Origin of the sequence: Wolbachia endosymbiont (group A) of Acrocera orbiculus (assembly GCF_947250015.1) — a bacterium.
In the GTDB taxonomy this organism is placed as follows: domain Bacteria; phylum Pseudomonadota; class Alphaproteobacteria; order Rickettsiales; family Anaplasmataceae; genus Wolbachia; species Wolbachia pipientis.
In genome coordinates this window covers 716828-739148 of the sequence record NZ_OX366272.1, presented here as the reverse complement: position 1 = coordinate 739148, position 22321 = coordinate 716828, and the positions used below count along the sequence as shown (strand labels likewise).

The following is a 22321-nucleotide window of genomic DNA, read 5'->3' as shown; positions in this document are numbered from 1 at the left end:
TATACTTTTATAGATAGCGTTAATATTGAGGTAACATTGTGGGTACAACTAAGATTAGTAAATTTCCATTCAATATAAAAGGTAAAGTGGCAAAACAACATGCCGAACCAATAATCGAAAAAAATCTCTATACTATTTTAGGATTCAAAGATATAGAAGATTTTGAAAATAAGACAAGTAAACTTGTTAATAAAAAAGTTTGGCAATCATTTGTTGACTGCTTTGCAAAAGAAATAGATTATGCAGCAACCGAAGAAGTTGTAAAAAACATCGTTTGTAACATTGCAAAGAGTGATCAAGGTAATGCTTTTACCAAAACTGAACATCTCATATTAAATGAAAAGCAAGATAATAAAAAGAGAGAAAAAGCGATTAGAAAAGCTATTAGTATTTTGAGAAAAATCAATCCAGAAAAAGCCTTTAATGAACTTTCAGTAATAAAAAAACAAGCTGAAGATTTTTTACAAACCGATTTTTGTAAAGCACAGAGTAAATCACTTCAAGGATTTGCTCCCTCTGGTGGACAGCTCTTTGCGGAAACTCTGAAATATATAGAAACACTAGAAAGATTATCCGAAGTAAAAAAAGAAGGGCTAGTTAGAGATTTCTTGTTAAATCATGTTAGTTTATTGAATAAAAAGTATCCTAAATCACAAGGTAAAAGGGAAGATGCTATAACAATACTATCAAGTGATGAGTTGAAGAATTTTTACAATAAAGGTGTAGAAGAAGGAATATTACAACCAATGGCATCTTACAAAGGATGCAGAAACCTGTATGACAAAATGAACCAGATAAAAAATGAATCCAAAAGTATAATTAAAAGAGAAGAACGGGAAGAAAATTTAAAGAAAAGAGATAAGTCGATAATCAGCGCAATTAATGACATAAAAAAACATAGAGAAGCAATCCTTAACTGTAAAGACTTTCAAAATTCTTACATAAAAGAGAAAAAAGAACATCCATTTAGAGGCAACGCATGTCAAAAAATGATTGATATATATCAAGAGAGAATTGTTGGATATCAGGAGAAAATTCGTCAAAACTTAAACCAAATAAAAGCGATATTAAAAAGTGCGCCGCAAGAAATGGATGATGTGGAAGAATTCGAGGAAATATAGCATTTCTCATAATAGTCCAAACAGGTCATAGGAAGGCAGAATCAACAGCACGAAGAAAGGATTCGAATAGAGGAATGTTTTTCCTGGCTCTGTTTTTTATAGCAAACCAATGATGCTCAATTTTGTTGAAATCTGGAGAATAAGGCGGCAGATACAAAATTTCTGCACCAACCCCTTTAGCAAGCTCGATAATCTTATCAGACTTATGAAAAGTAGCATTGTCAAGAATGACAGTCTGTCCAGGTTCCAAGATCGGTGTCAAAAATTGCTCAAACCATCCATTAAAAACATCCATATTACAGTGGCCTTCAAAGGTTAACGGAACAACTATCTTTCTTCCACTTAAGGCTGCAACCATACTGATTCGTTGAGTTTTCTTTCCAGATTTTAAGGCATAAAACCGCTGTCCTTTCTGGCAATATCCGTAGGGGTAGTCTTCGGTGTTATCAATGCCAGACTCATCTATATACACTAAGTTTTTAGGTTCTTTTGTCGCTATAATTTTCAAAAATTCAGCACGTTTTTCTTCGTTTCTTTCCTTGTATCCATATGTCTTTTTTTGCGCGTAAATCCAATTTTTTTAAGGGCTCGATAGATCGTTTGGATACTAACGTTGTTCCAAAGTTTAGCCATTTCCGATAGAGTCTTTCCTCCGTGTTCTCTGGCAAATTTGGCAAAGGTATCCCAGTCGGTAATTTTGTGATTGTAACCCCCATTTCCAAGTTTTTTTGATTGAAAGTCTCCTGTTTCTTTTCTTCTTTGCTGCCACTCCCATAAAGTAGTTCGTCCAATCTTAAATCTTGCTGCCACTGTTTCTCTGCTTTCTCCTTCGTCTAGCGCTTCCATTGCTTTTTTTCTTAAATCATAACTATATGCTGCTGGCATTCAACCTCCTTATCATCATCTATCCTTATCCTATCACATCCGGACTTTTATCGAAAGAGCTATAATTGATGATATACATGAAGCAAAGCAGTGTGATGAAATTTTTGATTCAGCTTTAATTTGTTTATCGAACATACAGAATGAGCTAGATATTCAGCTGGAAAATCCTTCAACAGAACTCAGAGTTTCACACATTAACGTTAAAACTGAGCTAACTAGGTTATAAGAACCAAATCTTTAGGGTAATGAAAGCACTTTAATTCAAGACAGCTCTTAGTCTGTGTTTTAATTTGGTTGTGTTTTATTAAAAAAACTTTAAATTTATTTTATAATCGATACTCAAATATAATGACTCAAACTTGGGATTTGTTGCAAACAGGGCAAAAGGAAGGCTATAAAATTGCGTATACTAATGCTCGTATTATCGACCCGGAAACTAAACTTGATATAAAAGGTTCATTATTGACTGAAGGGGATAAAATTGTTGACTTTGGTGAATCATTATTTTCAACAAGTGGAGTTGATGAAACAATAGACTGTAAAGGGCTTGTTCTAATGCCAGGCCTTATTGACATTCACGTACATTTTCGTGAACCAGGCCAGGAACATAAAGAAACTATATATACAGGCAGCAAATCTGCAGCTGCGGGGGGAGTTACAACTGTAGTTTGTCAGCCAAACACTGTTCCAGCAATTGATAGCGTTATTTTGGCTAAATATTTGAAATATAGAGCACTTGAAACTTCACATGTAAACGTTGAATTTTACGCTAAAATCACCACTTCGGAAGAAAAGTTGACTGAAATGGCACTTTTAAAGGAAGCAGGTGCGGTTGGGTTCACTGATGATGGCATGCCAGTTATGAACCCAATGATTATGAGACAGGCGCTGCTTTATTCAAGTATGCTGAATGTCCCTATTGCTCAACATGCAGAAGATTTAAATTTATCAGCAGGTGGTGCAATCAACGAAGGTAAAATTTCTGAAGAATTGGGAGTAAAGGGAATCTTGAGTGCATCAGAATCGGTTATGGTAAGTCGCGATATACTGCTCATGAAAGATATGGAGAATGTGCACTACCATATTTTACATGTCTCTTCAAAAGATTCACTTGATGCTATTAAACGTGCAAAAGATTTGGGATTAAATGTTACGTGCGAAGTAACCCCTCATCACTTCACTTTGACTGAAGATATAGTAAAACAACATGGGGCAATTGCAAAAATGAATCCGCCGCTTCGCACTGAAGAAGATCGTTTAGCTATGGTTGAAGGTTTAAAGACAGGTGTGATTGATTGCATTGCAACTGATCACGCTCCGCATGATCGTAGTTCTAAAGATCTACCACTTGAAAATGCTGCATTTGGTATTGTTGGTCTTGAAACAATGCTGCCCCTTTCACTTGAACTCTATCACAGTGGGCAAATGGGTCTACTTGATGTGCTTGCAAAATTGACATATAAGCCTGCAGATATAATACACATACCACGTGGTCGTATACAAAAAAACCTTGCTGCAGACTTAATTTTAGTTGACCTCAATCATGAATGGGAAATTAAAACTGACAACTTTGCTAGTAAATCAAAGAATTCTCCTTTCGATGGTCGCAAAGTAAAAGGACACGTAGTACGTACTGTTGTGTCCGGCAAAACTATATACTCGCAGAAGAGTTAGTTATCATATCTTATCTATTCCAATTTGTTATCACCAGAATGGGCTAAGTGCACCTAAATTTAAATTAAGAAATCTTACACTGTCTCCGAATAAACACATCCTCTTATCTTTCCCTAATCTGTAAAGTTATTTTGTCTATCAATCTGATTCCAAAACAGCAAAATTATTGTATAATGTTACTTTGAAGTTTTATTTTCAATGCACAAGTTTGCAATACTTTTTTCTATACTGCTTGCAATAGTTGCTTACTACCTAAACAATGAAATCATATTTGAAATAGCAAAGCTATTTAGTGATATCTTTATCAGCTTGCTCAAATTAATAAGCTTACCTCTGGTTTTTTTATCCATAGTTTCCACAATTTCCGGGCTCAAAGACTCAATTGAAATCAAAGTCTTAGTTAAGAAAACACTATTTTATACTCTGCTTACAACTATTATAGCTGCGTTTGTTGCATTATCGTTTTATTTGTTAATAGATCCAGCAAGAAAAAATTTCATAAGTAATACAATAGGGAGTATTAACAGCAATAACCACAGTTATTTTTCATATTTAAAATCACTCATTCCTTCTAATTTTGTGCAAGTTTTTCTTGAAAATAATATGATTGGTAGCATATTAATCGCTTTTTTGATGGGTGGAGCTATTGTTTCACTTTCAAAAGAAAAGCAGGATATATTATATCAAGTATTCTCTGCACTTTTTGATACGCTACTTAAAATTGCTCAAGGGTTATTAAAATTTATTCCGCTTGCTGTTTGGTCTTTTATTACTTGTTTTTTGCATGAATTAAAAGGCGGTAGTGAGTTCTACAATCTTTTATGGTATTTTGTTTGCATAATGTCTGCAAATTTTGTGCAGGCATTTCTGATTTTACCGCTATTTATGTGGTATAAAGGCATATCACCAATTCAAACGCTGAAAGGGGTTATGCCAGCACTCACACTTGCGTTTTTTTCTAAATCATCCAGTGCAACATTGCCAACAACTATAGAATGTGTGCAGAACAAGCTAAAGGTGCCAAAGAAATTATCGTCTTTTATTTTACCAATATGCACAACAATTAACATGAATGCATGTGCTGCATTTATACTAATCACTGTAATGTTTGTTGCAGAAATGAACGGATACGTATTTTCCTTAAGCGAAATGTTGATATGGATTTTTTTAGCTACAGGGGCTGCAATTGGTAACGCTGGAGTGCCGATGGGGTGCTATTTTATGGCAACCAGTTATCTCATGTCGATGAATGTTCCTCTGCATATTATGGGACTGATTTTGCCTATTTATACAATCATCGATATGTTTGAAACTGCAATAAATGTGTGGTCTGATGTTTGTATCACTCAGATAATTAATAAAGAATGTAATAGTGAAACTTAAAAAATGATATTAGACGAAAATAACCTAATAATAAAAGAATTTAAAGAAGCAGAAGCAATTTTGCATGGGCATTTTGTTTTATCATCCGGGCTGCATAGTGACACATACATACAGTGTGCGAAGATTTTTGAAAATCCAAGCAGAGCCATGAAAGTTTGCGCATTATTAGCAGATAAAATAAAAAAAGAATTAAATAGCTCCATAGATTTAATATTATCTCCTGCAATTGGTGGAATAATTGTGGGTTATGAGATTGGCAGGCAGCTTGGAATAAAGACAATGTTTTGCGAGCGCGTTAATGGTAAGTTTGAATTACGCCGTGGATTTAAGATCAAAAAGGGTGAGAAAATATTGCTCATTGAAGATGTAATAACCACAGGTAAATCTTCACTTGAAGCAGTGGAATGTGCAGAAGGGGAAGGAGGTAAAGTTGTTGCTGAAGCTTCTTTGATAAAGAGAAATAGTGAAACGAAACTGCCTTTTCCTGTCATATCTTTGATTGAACTGAACATCAAAAACTACAGCGAGGAAGAACTTCCAAGTGAATTAAAACAACTACCCATAACAAAACCTGGGAGTAGGGAATATTTAACAAAGTAATCCTATAATATCTTGGAAACACAGCATTTATACACAGCTTTAGTTATTTACTCCAAGTGTATTTTATGTATACTTATTACTAAATTAATTTTGAAATGATAGAAAATGAACAAATTTAAATCGATCCGAAATATAGCAATAATCGCACACGTTGACCACGGTAAAACTACTTTACTTGATAACATGTTAAAACAAAGTGGCACATTCCGCGAGAATCAAGAAGTTCAAGAACGAGTGATGGATAGTGGCGACCAAGAACGTGAGCGCGGGATTACAATACTTGCAAAATGCACATCAATAATGTGGGGTGATGAAAAAATCAATATTATTGATACGCCAGGGCACGCAGACTTTGGTGGAGAAGTAGAAAGGGTATTGTGCATGGCAGAAGGCGTGTTGCTGCTGGTTGATGCTGCAGAAGGTCCCATGCCACAAACAAAATTTGTGCTCTCAAAAGCACTAAAAGCAAATTTGAAGCCAATTGTGATAATCAATAAGGTCGATCGACCAGACAGCAGAATTGATGAAGTATTAAATGAAATATATGAGTTATTTTTTAACCTTGATGCAACCAACGAGCAGCTAGATTTTCCAGTGTTGTATGCTTCAGGTAGAAATGGCTGGTGTGCTAAGGAGCTTTCTGATGAAAGAAAAGATTTAAGCCCATTATTTTCAACGGTTATAGATTATATAAAACCTTCTGTTTATAATCAAAATGCACCTTTTGCTATGTTGGTCACTCTACTTGAGTCTGATAAGTTTCTTGGCAGAATATTGACAGGGAAGGTTTATCAGGGCATTGCAAAAGTCAATTCAGATCTTAAGGTGCTTGACCTCGATGGCAAAGTAATTGAACGAGGAAGATTAACTAAGTTGCTCTCATTTTCTGGCTTGAAACGCATTCCAGTAGAACAAGCTGTGGCAGGAGACATAATTGCAATTGCAGGGCTTGAGGAAGCTTCAGTTTCAGACACTATAGCAGCACCAGAGGTTACAACTGCAGTAAGCTCAACTCCAGTTGATCCGCCGACAATGGCGATTACTCTGAGTGTTAATGATTCACCTTTTGCTGGGCAAGAAGGTACAAAGCTTACCTCAACTGCTATAAAGGATCGCTTATACGCGGAGGCAGAAACAAATGTTGCAATTACTGTGACTTTAGCACCAAGCAGTGAAGCGTTTGAAGTAGGTGGACGTGGTGAGCTACAGCTTGGGGTGTTAATTGAAAATATGAGGAGAGAAGGTTTTGAGCTTTCGGTATCACGCCCTCGAGTGCTATTTAAGGAAGAAGATGGCAAAAAACTTGAACCTATAGAGGAAGTAGTAATTGATGTAGATGATGAATATAGTGGAATCATCATGGAAAAACTCAGCTTCCGTAAAGGTGAAGTAACTGACATGAGACCTTCTGGTAATGGCAGGACAAGATTAACGTTTTTAGTGCCATCAAGAGGATTAATCGGTTATCAAGGAGAGTTTTTAACTGATTCTCGTGGCACAGGCATAATTAACCGTTTATTTCACAGTTATGCTCCACATAGAGGTCCAATTTCTGGAAGGCGCAATGGAGTTTTAATTTCTACAGATAAGGGTGAGGCTGTGGCATATGCAATTTTCAATTTGCAAGACAGGGGAATTATGTTTATTAAGCCACAGGATAAGGTATATTGTGGCATGGTTGTCGGCCAGCATAGCCGTGACAATGATTTGGAGATAAATGTGTTAAAGGGTAAGCAATTAACAAACGTAAGAGCTTCAGGTAGTGATGAAGCTATAAAGCTCACTCCACCAAAGATAATGACACTGGAGGATATGATAGCGTATATAGATGATGATGAATTGGTGGAAGTAACTCCAAAATCTATACGTTTACGCAAGAAATTCCTTGATCCAAATGAACGTAAGCGTGCAGGAAGGGCAAAGAATAAGGAGTAATCAGAGGTTGAACATTTGCGAAAAATAGTGTATAATTATTCGTCTCCTAATTGTATTTAATTATGGCCTTTTCGAAATTTCTCGATCCAAAAAACAATTTCGCGTTCAAGAGAATATTTGGCACTGAGAAAAATAAAGATATTCTCATTCACTTTCTCAATGATATATTGGGCTTCGCTGGCAAAGATGAAATAGAAGAAATAGAATTTCTCAGCACTATCATGGATGCTGAGATTGCCTCTAAAAAACAAAGTATTGTTGATGTTTTCTGTACTGATTCTGCTGGAACCCAGCTAATTATTGAAATGGTGCGACCTGAAAGTCTTCGGTCATATTGTTTAAAAGGAGAGGAATTCCTTCAGAAAGAAACTAAAAGAGTTCTAAAACTTATTAAACCAGATGTTTTGCCATCTGAGTCTACGCATCAGTGCGAATCGGGTAACCGGTTGGTGCCAAGCGATGCGGACAATGAACCTCCTCTTGAAAAAGAAGATGCTCAATCGTGAAAGGAGCATAAACTACAAGCATCATGTGGTTGGAGAGCTAGGCTTAGTGGTATGGTGAACGTAAGTGAAGCTTCATAAGTATCGTAACGATTAAAGAGCTAAAGATGCTGATAAGCTCCGACCAAAAGGTAATGTGACATTTTTCATTTCTGGATGTACGCAAATCACCGGTATAGAGAAGTCACCTAACCCACTGTTGTATGACAGAAGGAACAGGGTAAGCCTGTATTTCCGCCTATATGGCAAGCAAACCGCAAGGAACGCTGATGAAAATGCAGGTAAAGGATAATGGAGAAAGCGAATGCCATTTTGTAACGAAATGTATAGAATTTGTAACATTAATTCGCGTGAAAACGAGCAGATTTCCATTTGGTCCCTCGTGACAAGAAACTTTGTTAACCACTTGAGGTAGAGAAGCAGATGACCTTACCCACAGAAATGATGAAGAAATTAGGAATATTTTTTACAAAAAGGACAATACTAACAAAAGAACTTTATTCTATTTAGAATATAAAGTTACAATAAATTTTCCTGTCATCTCCAAATAAATTACATTAACTTAGTATTGTATATTGTTAATAACTTAAATAATACAACCATTTTCAGCAACAAAAACCAAAGGTCTTGAGATACAAGATATTTGTATGGTTACTATGATATAGCATTTCTCATAATAGTCCAAACAGGTCATAGGAAGGCAGAATCAACAGCACGAAGAAAGGATTCGAATAGAGGAATGTTTTTCCTGGCTCTGTTTTTTATAGCAAACCAATGATGCTCAATTTTGTTGAAATCTGGAGAATAAGGCGGCAGATACAAAATTTCTGCACCAACCCCTTTAGCAAGCTCGATAATCTTATCAGACTTATGAAAAGTAGCATTGTCAAGAATGACAGTCTGTCCAGGTTCCAAGATCGGTGTCAAAAATTGCTCAAACCATCCATTAAAAACATCCATATTACAGTGGCCTTCAAAGGTTAACGGAACAACTATCTTTCTTCCACTTAAGGCTGCAACCATACTGATTCGTTGAGTTTTCTTTCCAGATTTTAAGGCATAAAACCGCTGTCCTTTCTGGCAATATCCGTAGGGGTAGTCTTCGGTGTTATCAATGCCAGACTCATCTATATACACTAAGTTTTTAGGTTCTTTTGTCGCTATAATTTTCAAAAATTCAGCACGTTTTTCTTCGTTTCTTTCCTTGTATCCATATGTCTTTTTTTGCGCGTAAATCCAATTTTTTTAAGGGCTCGATAGATCGTTTGGATACTAACGTTGTTCCAAAGTTTAGCCATTTCCGATAGAGTCTTTCCTCCGTGTTCTCTGGCAAATTTGGCAAAGGTATCCCAGTCGGTAATTTTGTGATTGTAACCCCCATTTCCAAGTTTTTTTGATTGAAAGTCTCCTGTTTCTTTTCTTCTTTGCTGCCACTCCCATAAAGTAGTTCGTCCAATCTTAAATCTTGCTGCCACTGTTTCTCTGCTTTCTCCTTCGTCTAGCGCTTCCATTGCTTTTTTTCTTAAATCATAACTATATGCTGCTGGCATTCAACCTCCTTATCATCATCTATCCTTATCCTATCACATCCGGACTTTTATCGAAAGAGCTATAGTTCCTTTTTTAAGAAAGTTTTAAATTTCATACCTAACAATAAACAACTTTAGGTTTAAATTTATGAAATCAGTTGTTATATACATCAGCAAATACGAATTTAACTGGTGTTATGGACTTAAATAAATTTACCGAAAAAGCAAAAAGTCTAATTCAAAGTGCTCAAATGAAAGCGTTGGGAGCTGGGCATCAGATTTTTATGCCTGAGCATTTACTAAAAGTGATGCTTGAAGATGAATCAGGTTTAGTTCAGGATTTGATAAACGCTTGTGGTGGAAGTGTGCAAAGTATTTCTGATGCTGTGGATAGCGCAATAAAAAAGTTGCCAGTAATTGAAGGTCCAGGAAGTGGTGGCCTTCAACTTTCAAGAGAAATAGCAAAAGTTTTTGAAGATTCAATTGGTATTGCAAGAAGAAATAAAGATTCATTTGTTGCTGTTGAGCGTTTACTACAGGGCCTCACTGCACAAAAAGATGATACTGTAGGCAAAATTCTGGCAGAGAATGGTGTGACTCTACAAAAACTGAACTCAGTTATTGCAGAAATGAGAAAGGGCAGCAGTGCGGACTCGCCAAACAGTGAGGAAAAATTAAACGCGGCAAAGAAATATACAAAAGATGTTACAGAGCTTGCTATGCAAGGAAAGCTTGATCCTGTAATTGGTCGTGATGAAGAGATCAGAAGAACTATGCAGGTATCACTGAGGCGGACAAAAAATAATCCAGTGCTGATCGGTGAACCTGGTGTTGGAAAAACTGCAATAGTTGAGGGGCTTGCAAATAGAATTGTTGCAAACGATGTGCCACTTGGTTTGCATGATGCAAAGGTCTTAGCTTTGGATCTTGGAGCACTAATTGCTGGCACTAAGTTTAGAGGAGAGTTTGAGGAAAGGTTAAAAGCAGTGATTAATGAGATTTCGAGAGCGGAGGGAAAAATTATATTATTCATCGATGAATTGCACACTTTAGTTGGAGCAGGAGCAACAAGTGGTGCAATGGATGCCTCGAATCTGCTGAAGCCTGCTCTTGCGCGTGGAGAAATTCGCTGTATAGGAGCCACAACTTTAGATGAATATCGTCAGCATATAGAAAAAGATCCTGCACTTGCAAGGCGTTTTCAGCCTGTGTTTATCTCTCAACCAACTGAAACTGATACCATTTCAATACTCAGGGGTTTGAAGGAAAGATATGAGGTGCATCATGGTATAAGAATTACAGATGGTGCAATAATTGCTGCTGCAACGTTGTCCAATAGATATATAACAGATAGGTTTTTACCTGATAAAGCAATTGATTTGATTGATGAAGCAGCAAGCAGGGTGAGAATTGAAATGGATAGCAAGCCTGAAGTTATTGATGAACTTGAGAGAAAGGTTATACAGCTAAAGATTGAAGCAGAGGCTTTAAAAAAAGAAAGTGATGAAAATTCTAAACAGCGTTTAAAAAAGATAAATGAAGAGATCGAAAATCTAAACAGTAAATTTGCTAACTTGAACAGCAAATGGCAGATGGAAAAGAATAAAATAGCTAGAATACAAGAAACAGCCGAAAAATTAGATAACGCTAGAAAAGAGTTGGAATTAGTTCAGCGTAGTGGGAATTTGGGAAGAGCAGGAGAGCTGATGTATGGTGTGATTCCTCAGCTTGAGAATGAATTAAAAAATCAGGAAAAGGTTACTGATAGTTTCTTAAAGAAAGAAGTGACTGGAGATGATATTGCAAACATTGTTTCAAAGTGGACAGGAATTCCAGTTGATAACATGATGCACAGCGAAAAGGAAAAACTTCTCAACATGGAGAATGAAATAGGAAGAAGAGTAATAGGGCAGAAAGATGCAATAGAAGCGATAAGTAATGCAGTTAGGCGCTCTCGCTCTGGTGTGCAAGATACTAATCGACCTTTTGGTTCATTCTTATTCTTGGGTCCAACCGGAGTTGGAAAAACAGAATTGGCAAAAGCCCTTGCTGAATTTCTGTTTGACGATCAATCAGCGCTTTTGCGTTTTGATATGTCAGAATATATGGAAAAACATTCTGTTTCAAAGTTAATTGGCGCGCCTCCAGGGTATGTTGGCTATGAACAAGGTGGCAGATTAACTGAAGCAGTGAGGAGAAGACCATATCAGGTAATCTTATTTGATGAGATAGAAAAGGCAAATCCAGATATATTTAATCTATTGCTGCAAATCTTGGATGAGGGGAGACTCACTGATAGTCATGGCAAATTGATTGATTTTCGCAATACCATACTGATTTTAACTTCTAATCTTGGTGCTGAGATAATGCTAAAGGGGATTGCTGAGTCTGTAAAAGATGAGGTAATGCAGATAATTAAATCAACATTTCGTCCAGAATTTTTAAACAGACTGGATGAAATTATTATATTTCACAGTTTAACCAGAAATGACATCTATAAAATTATAGATGTTCAATTTTCTTATTTACAAAAAACACTTGCTAAGCGTAAACTGAGTATAAGTTTGTCGCAGGAAGCTAAAGAACTAATAGCACAAACTGGCTATGACCCTGAATATGGAGCAAGGCCCCTAAAAAGGGTGATACAAGAGTGTATTCAAAATAATTTAGCTAAATTAGTTTTATCGGGGGAAGTAGTAGAAAATGATGAACTAATAGTGTACGCTCTTGATAATGAAATCTTAGTTAAAAAGGTTTAAGTTCACTGTGTATTTTTGTTAAAAAAAATGTGTATAGATCATAATGTTGACACTGAGTCTTTATTTAAGTTAGCTGATCAAGAAAATCAGCAAGATAAAGAAAAAATTAAAAAATTTATTAAGTATTTTTATAGTTTTGTTTATAAAAGCGACCTAAAAGCCAATGATAAGTTTTTGCTATATATTGTAAACGATGCTTACAATTTTGTTTCTCAAAAAGAGAAAGATGAAAGTAAGTTAGTAGTAAGTAATATAGATGATATACCAGGAATAGAAGGCGATTTTACCACGATTAAGATAACAAACGATGATATGCCATTTTTGGTTGACTCCGTTATTACAACTATTAAGTCGCACGATTTAACCATATGCTATTACAGCAACAGCATAATTAACATTAAAAGAAAAGATGGCCTAATAGATGAGATTTACCCTTTGGAAGAAAGTAATGGAATAAAAGAGTCAGTTATATATGTAATTATCAAAGGTATAAGTGACAGTTTTGTTGATACATTAAAAGAATCTCTACAAAAAACGCTGAAAGCAGTTAATTGTGTTGTGAAAGATTGGCACTTAATGCTTAAGAAACTTGATGAGGCAAGTCTTTCTGTCATCCCAGTACTTGATACTGAGATCCAGGAAAAGGACACGTGGATTCCAGTGTCACGCACTGGAATGACACCAGACCGAAATCAAGAGCAAAAAGATTTTCTAGTTTGGTTAAAGAATAATAATTTTGTATTTCTAGGTTATCAAGAATATATTGCTGGTAAAGATGAAAAACTCGTCTGTGATGGCAAAAAGGACCTTGGCCTGATGAGAGTAGGTCAAAGTACGTTGATTCCTTCTGCAAACCTTGATTCCCTATACATATTGAGATCAGATCTAATCTCAATAGTCCATCGGCGTACATACATGAATTGTATAGGAGTAAAAGAATTTGATGACCAGGGTAATGTAGTAAAGGAACGGCGTTTTTTCGGGCTATTTACTTCTGTAGCGGAGGTCCAAGATATTCGAACTATTCCAATAATAAAAGATAAAGTTAAAGTTATAGAAAAAAATGCAGGATTTGTAACCGGGGGCCACAACAATAAAGCTTTGATTTCTATTTTGCAAGTGTTCTCTTGTGATGAATTATTCCAATCAAATGAAGACGAATTATTTAAAATTTGCATTTCGATCATGTCTCTTGCGATTAGGCCAAGGGTCAGATTATTTTTAAGAAGAGTCGGGGATTTTATTAGTTGCATAGTGCTGATACCGATGCGTTATGCTAGCGCTAGGCTAATGTTCAAGATACGTAACATATTGAAGGATGAGACAAGTGCAGGAAGTTCAGATATTTATAACAATCACATTATCAATGAATATGATTTGATGAAATTGCATGTAGTGCTAAAGACCAAAAATGCTAGCGTTCTTGATGATGAAGTTTTGCGTATCGAAAACAAATTAAGAAACATTACAGAAAAGTGGGAAGATCGTTTTATAGACAATTTATACAATACTTTTAGCACTGTTGAGGATATATTCATCCGTTATTGCAAGGCATTTCCAATAAGCTATCAAGAGAGTTTCGAACCTCATGACGCATATTACGATATGAAAAAATTGGAGATAGTGAGGAAGAAAGGAGTTAGCGAGGTCGATTTAAGACTTACTCGTGATAATCTTAATTATCAATTAAAGGTTTATACTCCAAACAATGGAGGCCTTGAATTATCGAAGATATTAAGGATCACTAAGAATTTGGGAGCTAAAATTCTATCTCATAATGGCTATTACATAGAAATTAACGGTGGAATATGGATACACCATTTTGTGTTGTCAAGAGTCGATGAATTAATAGACAACATTACTCTAAAAGAGCAATTTGAAATAACACTTGCGAAAGTGTTTAGCAAGGAAATTAAAAATGACTATTTTAATAGTTTGATCATTATTGCTGGGCTCAAGTGGAAGGAAGTGCTTCTGATTAGAGCGCTAAGTGCCTATCTAAAGCAGACGTCATTTAACTACAACCCAGAATATATCCAAAAGGTAGTCTCAGAGTATCCAAAAGTAGTAAAGTATTTGATACAACTATTTCATGCAAGATTTGATCCTAACATAGACATTGATAGAGCAGAAACTACGGACATTGTCAGAGAAAAAATTGAGGAACTTCTAAAAGAGATCAGCAATGTTTCACATGATTACGTTTTGCGCTCGATATTTAACTTGATAATGGCTATTTTAAGGACCAGTTATTATCAAGACGATAAACCATATTTATCTACAAAATTTGACTCAAGTAAAATAAATGGTTTGCCTGATCCTCGTCCGTATCGCGAATTGTATATTTATTCAAACCTTTTTGAGGGAATACATCTAAGAGGAGGGAAATTAGCCCGTGGTGGCTTAAGGTGGTCGGATAGGACGGAAGATTTTCGCACTGAAGTTTTGGGGCTCATGAAAGCTCAGATGACAAAAAATGCGGTTATTGTCCCTGTTGGTGCAAAGGGTGGATTTGTAATAAAGCAAGCTTATAAAGATAAGAATATTTTAAGAGAGAAAAGTGTTGAGTGCTATAAGAGTTTTATTAGAGGAATGCTTGATATTACTGATAACGTGGTTGATGGTGAAATAATTCCACCAGAGAATGTGATTAGGTATGATGAAGACGATCCATACTTGGTAGTTGCAGCAGATAAAGGCACTGCTTCATTTTCTGATTATGCCAACCAGATAGCCTCTGAATACAATTTTTGGCTTGGCGATGCATTTGCATCTGGTGGATCAGCAGGTTATGATCACAAAAAAATGGGTATTACAGCCAGAGGTGCATGGATTGCAGCACAGAGGCATTTTTGGAAAATGAATAAGGATATTTACCAGGATACAACTGTTATTGGAATTGGAGATATGGCTGGCGATCTATTTGGAAACGGTATGCTGCTTTCAAAAAATATACATTTAATCGGCGCATTTAACCATATGCATATTTTTGTTGACCCAAACCCTGATGCAGAAAAGAGTTTCACAGAGCGTAAACGTCTCTTTGAGTTACCATTTTCAACTTGGATGGATTATAATAAAGATTTGATTTCTAAGGGTGGAGGAGTATTTGAGCGTAGCAGTAAACAAGTAAACATTTCTCAAGAAATAAAAAAGTGCTTTGATATAACAGAAGATATGCTACCTCCAAGTGATTTGATTAGATATCTATTGAAAGCAAAAGTGGACTTCATATGGAATGGAGGAATTGGCACGTTTGTTAAGGCAAAGAGTGAAAATCATAGCATGGTCGGTGACAAAGCAAACGATGAGTTAAGAGTGAATGGTAAAGATATTAGAGCTTCTATGTTTATAGAGGGTGGAAATCTTGGTTGTACACAGTTTGGAAGAATAGAATATGCTGAAAAAGGTGGATATATCAATGCAGACTTTGTTGATAATTCAGCCGGAGTGATATGTTCGGACCTTGAAGTTAACATTAAGATTGCATTTGTTTCAGCTATGAAAGCAGGGGGTATTTCTTTAGAAAAAAGGAATGAAATACTGGCAAGTATGGTGGATGAAGTTGCATCCAAAGTGCTTGAGAACCACAACAAAATTGAAACAAAAGCATTACTTCTTGAGTGTTTGCAAGCTAAAGAGAGATTGGAGCAGCACCACAGGTTACTGCTCAGTTTAGAAAAATCTGGGCTGTTAAACCGAAGCGTAGAATTTCTTCCAACTGAAGAAGAGATAGCAAGGATGTTAACTGGTGCAGAAGGTTTCAGTTCTCCTCAGCTCTCTGTTCTAATGTCTTATGCTAGAACAGCAATAAAAAATGAAATTATACATTCCGATCTGTCTGAAAAAGATCTTATATCTCATGACTACTTGCTAGGTTATTTTCCTAAAAAGATGGTAACAAAGTTTAAGGATTTCATATTAAAACACCAACTTCGTAGAGAAATTATCTCTACTTGCATTGCAAATGATGTAGTGAATAGAATGGGCTGTATATTCATCAATAATTTGGCTGAGAACACTGGAATTAAGATACAAGAAGCGGTTAACATATATATTGTTGTTAACCACCTGTATGATTTAAACAGCCTGTGGCAGAAAATTGATGAATTGGATGGAAAAATTGATGTTAACTCATACTTACAAATAGTGAGGAACGTGCAGAAATTTATTGGCAGAGTATCATTTTGGCTAGTGAAAAATCTTGGCAAGCTTAGCTTTGTAGAATTGGATGATGTTACAAAATTTAAAGATGCAATTGAAACTTTAGGCCAGAACTTAACTGATGTTTTAGATGAACACCTATTAAAGATCTATAGCCATGGATCAACTTCTTTAGTAGAACTTAATATAAATAAAGATCTAGCAAAAAAAGTTGCTGATCTATGCGTTCTTGCTTATGCACTGGACATTATATCTGTTGCTGAACAGACATCTTTGTCCATTCTTGATGCTGGTAAAATATACTTTGAGTTAAAGTCGCTGTTAAGATTCGATCTGATTAGAACAATTGCCATCAAGATGAAAAGCCGCTCTTCTTATTGGGATCGCAGCTTAGTTAATGATTTATTGGACGATTTAAGCAATTACCATCACAAGCTAGCTGTTAAAGTCATAAAAGCTACTGATAACCCTGAAGATAAGGTTCAAACCTGGGCTTGTAATGATAAGGACTACATAGAACGTTATAATAGTTTTTTAGATGAGATGGTTGCTTCTAAACTTGATTTAAGCAAATTAATATTTATAATCAGAAGGATTAAAGTACTTGCTTCATAGGAAAATGTTCAATATAGGTCTTTCAGAAATTTTAGTTGTAGCTTTAGTGAGCATAATTGTTCTTGATAAAAATAAGGTGCCTGTATTTATTGATCTTATTAGGAATGTGTATAAGTATCTTATGATTATAAAATCAAAAGCTAGGAGGTTATTGAAAGACGCAGGAGTTGAAGACTTATATAAAGAATGTAATGCTGAGAAAGTAAATTACATAATTGGTAAAAATGGTAAGCTTTATCCTACTTATGATATAGATAATACATCTAAAGATAATGACAGCAAAGATTCTGGTAGTAGATGATGTACTATCTAATGTCAAGCTTTTAGAAGCTCGACTAAAAGCAGAGTACTATACGGTTATCGTAGCTCATGATGGTGAAGAAGCTATAGATTTAGTAGCAAAGCAGCAGCCCGATATTATATTACTTGATATCATGATGCCAAAGATGAATGGCTTTCAAGTTTGTAAGGAGCTAAAGAGTGATCCCTTGACAACCCATATTCCAATAATTATGGTAACTGCGCTGCATGATACTCATGATAGAGTGCAAGGTATTAATGCTGGCGCGGATGATTTTCTGACTAAACCAATAAACGAAACTGCTTTATCTGCACGAATTAAGTCTCTCACACGCTTAAAGATGATTATTGATGAATTGCGTTTGAGAGGAGAAACTAACGCTGAGATTGGTGGAGTCGCAGGAAACAGTATTATGGATTATTCCAATCAGATTTTTGATGCTAACATACTTGTTATAGATGAGGATGTTCATCAAGCAGAGCAGATATATAATATATTAAAGCAACGCTTTAGGTCAATTAAAATACTGAGTGATCCAATGGAAGCATTGAAGGTTGGTATTGAGAATGGTTACGACCTGATCATTTCTGATATGCAATTTTCAAAAACTGACGGCTTGCGTTTGTGTTCTGAGTTTCGTAGTAAGGTGGAAACACGTTATACACCAATTCTGATTCTTTCTGAGGATTATGATAAAAACAATTTAGTAAAAGCACTTGATGTAGGTGCTAATGATTATTTAACAGTACCTTTGGATGAGGGTGAGCTAATAGCAAGGGTTAATTCGCAAGTAAAACGCAAAAGATATCAAGATGCCTTGAGAATGAATTTATTTAATAATGCGGAAATGTCTATAAAGGACCCATTAACTAACTGTTATAATAGAAGATATTTTGATGCACACTTAAGAAACATTGTTAAGGACTCTGTGGAAAAGGATAGAAGGTTGTCTCTTATGATACTTGATATAGACTATTTTAAGATAGTGAATGACAGTTTTGGGCATAGTGCTGGAGATGAACTTTTAAAGCAAATACAGAAAAGAATTTCTGAAAATATCAGAGTGACAGATTTACTAGCTAGGTTTGGTGGTGAGGAGTTTGTTGTTGTAATGCCAGATACCAATGTATCAGATGCGTATACTATTGCGGAGAGAATACGAAAAATTATTGCTAAAGAGCCTTTTGTACTTGCGGATAAAAATACAACCCATAATGTAACTGTGAGCATTGGAATTGCAGAAATGCAAGGATCTGACTTTGATGATATTAAAAAATTTATAGTACGTGCTGACAGATATTTATATAAAGCAAAAAACAGTGGTAGAAATAGAGTGGTTACTGGCTATAGCTAAAGTGGCTTAAGTTTACCGACAACCGTCATTCCACTACTCGTGAGCGGAATCTATGCTGAGATACCGCGAATGAATCGCGGTATGACGTGTTGCTTGGGTTAGCTATAGATTTCTGAAATGATTTCAAAAAAATGATAACTAAGATTAAAGCGACAACATGAGGTTTCTCAGCTCTGGAAATTTCACGTTTAACTGCAAAAATAGATACTTATTTAAAAAATATCCTGTGACTTTCAGTCCTAACTGAAATTCTTGGAATGAGTAGCTGTTTTGTAGGGTATTATTGTATACATCATGCAACATTTGTGGAAAAGGTAGGAGTTTATCTGCATAATAATCTCCTACTTTTTTTGACACTGCTCTACCAGTTTTTGGAGAAATAAATTGCAGATTTTCCTTAACACCTGTTACAGCGCATTTGGATAAGTCTAACTTGAATCCCAATTGCGTAAGAAGCAGAAGCTCTAAGTTAAGATAATGGCTTTGCCAAGACTGATTGTTGTGTTTAATTACATCGATGAAATATCGAAAATTGTCATACAGTATGGCACAGGGTTCACTTTCTGGAAGCACTTTTTCTAAAATAGAGGAGAAAGAAACAATAGTAATGCTTTTTAACCTATCTTGAAAGAAATGATGGAATGGAGATTCGATTAATTCGCACTTAAAAAAACCTAGATTTTCAGGTAACTTAGCACTCCATTCTGCATGTAATAGATTACTTATCTGAAACTTATAATTGCTATTGTTTGTTAGCTTAGTTAATCCCCTGCGCTTTCCATGACTTTTTGTAAACAGAGAAAGAATTAAGTTTTTATCGCCGTATTTTTTAGCAGCTATAATGATGCCTTCATCTTTCCATCTCATTTAGAGTGTATTGACCGTATGATATTATAGGATAGTACACCTAGAGCTTGTAATCCATAAAAATCACTTACTCCGTTACTATTCCAAAGTTTCAAGGCTATGAGAGAGTAAGTTATTGGCTGCCACTCTTCTTCCTGAGCCTCCATGCTGAGCTTTTGGTTTGCTAAATAATTGTTTGAATGATTTTAGTAACCATTACTTTTCCTTATCTGAAATTTTGGATAATTCAGCTTCTAATTCTTCTATCGTCGGTAAAGCTGTTTTTATGTTCTCTGGTAGATTTTCAGTTATTCGATATTCCGCTAATCCTATTGGTTTATTTATGTCTTTGAGTGTATATTTAGCAAGTACATCGTCTTTAGATTTACATAAGATTAACCCTATAGAAGGTTGATCTGTCGAGTGCTTCAGTAAATCATCAACTGCAGAAAGATAAAAATTCATTTTACCAGCATATTCCGGCTTAAAATCCTTATCTTTTAGTTCAATCACTACGAAGCAACGTAACTTTAAATGATAGAATAATAAATCAATATAAAAGTCTTTATTACCAACATCTAAATGAAATTGTCTACCAACAAATGCAAATCCTTCACCGAGTTCTAACAGAAATTTTTCCATATGCCCTACGAGTCCTTTTTCTACTTCTCTTTCATGAGCATCCTTACTATACTTAAAAAATCAAAAATATACGGATCTTTTAATGTGTAATGTGCTAGATCGGATTGTGGAGATGGTAATTTTTCTTTAAAATTAGTGATTGCTTTTCCTTGACGTTTATGTAGTCCAAGTTCTATCTGCATCACCATAATGTTACGTGACCAGCCATGTTCAATAGCTTTTTTTACATAAAATAATCTTATTTCATGACTTTCTATTTTTTCCAAAAGAGTGATATTGTGATACCAAGTTAATTGTGCAAGAGGCTCCTGCACAAATTCAACATCATGATATTCTTCGGCAAACTTACGCATATACTTCAGATTTCTCGTGCTAAAGCCTTTCATTTCTGGAAATGTACTTCTCAAATCCTTACTTAATTGATCAATTACCTTAGCTCCCCAGGTATGTTCTTTTTGGCGTTTTAGGATCTCTGTACCAATATGGTGGTAAAGCAAAATAAGCTTACTATTTACTGCAAGTGCTGCCTTATAACGGTTTGTTGCAATACGATCTTTCAACTGCTCTAAAAGTTCTGTATATTCTTTTCCTATAATTTTTGTCATACGGTCCCTTTTAATCCATTATACAATTCTTTGTCTGTCGAGAAGACAATCTTTCGCTTGCCTGCAACTTTGAAGGGATTCCTTATTGACTTCAAAGTTGTCCATCAACTAAAATATATTGACTTTATGTGCAATATTAGCTTTAAACCAGTAAAACAAGCTGCTTAACATATGCGTTTTTTCTATTCTAATTATATTCTTTTTTTGTCTTTATGTTGTTTTCTGCTTTTTTCGTTACCTTCAACAAAAGCCCAAACGAATGATACGTCAGTTGTTCCTATACCACAAAGGAAAAAAGAATTGGTTGAGCACACTGTTGTAGCACAACCGAGGCAAATTATCGAAATGCAAGAAGAAGTCATTATTAACGAGGGTAAAGAATTCATTCCAATTCCAAAAAGAAAAAAAAGTGTAGAGAAAAAACTAAGAAGGGGTGTTAGAGGGGCAAAAAATGAAATAGGAAACGAAAAAAGCGTTGAGAGCAAAAAGGATGAATTAGTTGTAACAGAAATTATTAACTCTATAAGAGACAAGCTCACAAAATGCTGGAGCATTCCTGAAAGCATAGCTTACAAAGAAAATTTTAATATAAAAATTAACTTATTGTTATCCAGTCAAGGCGAGATAATTATGGCGGATGTAGCAGACAGTGATTCCTATCGAAATAATCCACTTTTCAGGTCGATAGCAGATAACGCAATGCGTGCAGTATATAAATGTAGCCCATTAACCGGCTTGCCTACTCAGCACCACCACATTTGGCGTGAAGTAACACTAGACTTTATTCTATAGCTAAAGTAATTCTATAATTTAATAAGCCCACTGTATCCGTTCAGGATAGCAGCAAGGTAGTATAACCATAGAGTAAAAGTGAGTTTACAACAAATGGTGTCATCCCAGTGCTTGACACTGGGATGACGTTATACCGTTCTTGGATGCAAAGAAGAGTGAGAAAAACTCTATAGTTAGCAAACTTTCAATCAGAAACAGCCAAAGATCTCTCTAAGATGTCAGTTTCTTTTGTATCTTCAACTTTACCGTCCTGGTCGAATGAAATTTGCAGAGACTTACTACTATACTTCCTTTTTCCTAAAAAATTGGCTTGTTTAATTTTATATGAGACATAGTACCAAACATTGTCATCGAACTTTGATACTAATGTTGGTGATCCTAAAGTGTGAACCACTTTTTCTTTATCGTCACCTACTTTTATCTTGCTCCACAATTCAACACTAATGCCAGGAGCTCCGTGATTGTGAATAGTGTGAGTGCAGCTCACTGTAAATAATAAAATAAAAGATATTAATACTCGCATTTCTGTTGATAAATTACTTGAAGCTATAATACACTAATAAATTATCTGCCGTCAAATTTCAAAAAAGTTAAATTGACTGATTCTCAATAT

Annotated in this window: 14 protein-coding genes and 2 pseudogenes; 11 read left to right on the top strand and 5 right to left on the bottom strand. The window is 35.4% G+C overall.

The genetic code is table 11. From position 1 onward, the window contains the following. Positions 1-38 precede the first annotated feature (38 nt). Positions 39-1121 carry a hypothetical protein gene (locus tag OOL03_RS03725; protein WP_319803711.1) on the top strand — a complete coding sequence of 361 codons (1083 nt, stop codon included), beginning with the start codon at positions 39-41 and terminating at the stop codon, positions 1119-1121. 25 nt (positions 1122-1146) lie between these two features. On the opposite strand, the gene OOL03_RS03720 is transcribed toward OOL03_RS03725, so the two are convergent. Continuing rightward, positions 1147-2006 (bottom strand): IS630 family transposase gene (locus tag OOL03_RS03720; RefSeq protein WP_264707034.1). Its coding sequence is split into 2 segments (ribosomal slippage): positions 1147-1682 and positions 1682-2006, totalling 861 coding nucleotides; the frame shifts between segments, so codons are not numbered across the junction. A gap of 348 nt (positions 2007-2354) precedes the next feature. Here OOL03_RS03720 and OOL03_RS03715 point away from each other — a divergent pair. From OOL03_RS03715 to OOL03_RS06830, 5 genes and pseudogenes are all read left to right on the top strand, one after another. Next, positions 2355-3680: a dihydroorotase gene (locus tag OOL03_RS03715; protein WP_264707036.1), complete on the top strand. Its 1326-nt coding sequence runs from the start codon at positions 2355-2357 to the stop codon at positions 3678-3680. 198 nt (positions 3681-3878) lie between these two features. Continuing rightward, the gene (locus OOL03_RS03710) at positions 3879-5063 is read left to right on the top strand and encodes a dicarboxylate/amino acid:cation symporter (RefSeq protein WP_010082165.1); all 1185 of its coding nucleotides are present in this window, start codon (positions 3879-3881) and stop codon (positions 5061-5063) included. Between the two features lie 3 nt (positions 5064-5066). Continuing rightward, on the top strand, positions 5067-5663 hold the full coding sequence (pyrE, locus tag OOL03_RS03705) for an orotate phosphoribosyltransferase (RefSeq protein WP_006279657.1): 597 nt from the start codon (positions 5067-5069) through the stop codon (positions 5661-5663). Positions 5664-5768: 105 nt separating this feature from the next. Continuing rightward, a complete protein-coding gene (gene typA / locus OOL03_RS03700; protein WP_264707035.1) occupies positions 5769-7598 on the top strand; it encodes a translational GTPase TypA in 1830 nt (609 codons plus the stop codon). 62 nt (positions 7599-7660) lie between these two features. Beyond that, positions 7661-7906, top strand: a pseudogene (locus tag OOL03_RS06830) (PD-(D/E)XK nuclease family transposase); the annotation flags it as partial. 885 nt (positions 7907-8791) lie between these two features. Here OOL03_RS06830 and OOL03_RS03690 read toward each other — a convergent pair. Beyond that, positions 8792-9651 (bottom strand): IS630 family transposase gene (locus OOL03_RS03690; RefSeq protein ID WP_264707034.1). Its coding sequence is split into 2 segments (ribosomal slippage): positions 8792-9327 and positions 9327-9651, totalling 861 coding nucleotides; the frame shifts between segments, so codons are not numbered across the junction. Between the two features lie 176 nt (positions 9652-9827). Between OOL03_RS03690 and clpB the strand changes: the two genes are divergently transcribed. Genes clpB through OOL03_RS03670 form a run of 4 tightly spaced genes read left to right on the top strand, consistent with a single transcriptional unit; the run spans position 9828 to position 18823 of the window. Continuing rightward, complete coding sequence (gene clpB, locus OOL03_RS03685; RefSeq protein ID WP_264707673.1) at positions 9828-12389, top strand: ATP-dependent chaperone ClpB; 2562 nt, start codon at positions 9828-9830, stop codon at positions 12387-12389. 27 nt (positions 12390-12416) lie between these two features. Continuing rightward, positions 12417-17168 (top strand): NAD-glutamate dehydrogenase, encoded by a 4752-nt coding sequence (locus tag OOL03_RS03680; protein WP_264707672.1) that lies wholly within the window; start codon positions 12417-12419, stop codon positions 17166-17168. A gap of 4 nt (positions 17169-17172) precedes the next feature. Beyond that, positions 17173-17469: a Sec-independent protein translocase subunit TatB gene (gene tatB / locus OOL03_RS03675; RefSeq protein ID WP_038250226.1), complete on the top strand. Its 297-nt coding sequence runs from the start codon at positions 17173-17175 to the stop codon at positions 17467-17469. Continuing rightward, positions 17441-18823: a PleD family two-component system response regulator gene (locus OOL03_RS03670; RefSeq protein WP_077188565.1), complete on the top strand. Its 1383-nt coding sequence runs from the start codon at positions 17441-17443 to the stop codon at positions 18821-18823. Before tatB ends, OOL03_RS03670 begins: the two co-directional genes overlap by 29 nt. Before the next feature lie 144 nt (positions 18824-18967). Here the strand turns inward: OOL03_RS03670 and recO are convergent, their stop codons facing one another. Together recO and OOL03_RS07005 are read right to left on the bottom strand one after the other, a co-directional pair. After that, entirely contained in the window at positions 18968-19690 is a 723-nt protein-coding gene (gene recO, locus OOL03_RS03665; protein WP_264707033.1) for a DNA repair protein RecO, read from the bottom strand. 195 nt (positions 19691-19885) lie between these two features. After that, positions 19886-20916, bottom strand: a pseudogene (locus tag OOL03_RS07005) (PDDEXK nuclease domain-containing protein). 171 nt (positions 20917-21087) lie between these two features. Between OOL03_RS07005 and OOL03_RS03650 the strand changes: the two are divergent. Further along, the gene (locus OOL03_RS03650) at positions 21088-21708 is read left to right on the top strand and encodes a hypothetical protein (RefSeq protein WP_264707030.1); all 621 of its coding nucleotides are present in this window, start codon (positions 21088-21090) and stop codon (positions 21706-21708) included. Between the two features lie 184 nt (positions 21709-21892). Here the strand turns inward: OOL03_RS03650 and OOL03_RS03645 are convergent, their stop codons facing one another. Next, positions 21893-22231 carry an outer membrane protein assembly factor BamE gene (locus OOL03_RS03645; protein ID WP_006279908.1) on the bottom strand — a complete coding sequence of 113 codons (339 nt, stop codon included), beginning with the start codon at positions 22229-22231 and terminating at the stop codon, positions 21893-21895. Between the last annotated feature and the right edge of the window lie 90 nt (positions 22232-22321).

Excerpts from the sequence above, each read along its gene's own strand:
- recO (WP_264707033.1), bottom strand. The coding sequence starts at position 19,690 with ATGAGATGGAAAGATGAAGGCATCATTATAGCTGCTAAAAAATACGGC.
- OOL03_RS03650 (WP_264707030.1), top strand. The coding sequence starts at position 21,088 with ATGCGTTTTTTCTATTCTAATTATATTCTTTTTTTGTCTTTATGTTGT.
- pyrE (WP_006279657.1), top strand. The coding sequence starts at position 5,067 with ATGATATTAGACGAAAATAACCTAATAATAAAAGAATTTAAAGAAGCA.
- typA (WP_264707035.1), top strand. The coding sequence starts at position 5,769 with ATGAACAAATTTAAATCGATCCGAAATATAGCAATAATCGCACACGTT.
- OOL03_RS03715 (WP_264707036.1), top strand. The coding sequence starts at position 2,355 with ATGACTCAAACTTGGGATTTGTTGCAAACAGGGCAAAAGGAAGGCTAT.
- OOL03_RS03645 (WP_006279908.1), bottom strand. The coding sequence starts at position 22,231 with ATGCGAGTATTAATATCTTTTATTTTATTATTTACAGTGAGCTGCACT.
- clpB (WP_264707673.1), top strand. The coding sequence starts at position 9,828 with ATGGACTTAAATAAATTTACCGAAAAAGCAAAAAGTCTAATTCAAAGT.
- tatB (WP_038250226.1), top strand. The coding sequence starts at position 17,173 with ATGTTCAATATAGGTCTTTCAGAAATTTTAGTTGTAGCTTTAGTGAGC.
- OOL03_RS03680 (WP_264707672.1), top strand. The coding sequence starts at position 12,417 with ATGTGTATAGATCATAATGTTGACACTGAGTCTTTATTTAAGTTAGCT.
- OOL03_RS03710 (WP_010082165.1), top strand. The coding sequence starts at position 3,879 with ATGCACAAGTTTGCAATACTTTTTTCTATACTGCTTGCAATAGTTGCT.
- OOL03_RS03670 (WP_077188565.1), top strand. The coding sequence starts at position 17,441 with ATGACAGCAAAGATTCTGGTAGTAGATGATGTACTATCTAATGTCAAG.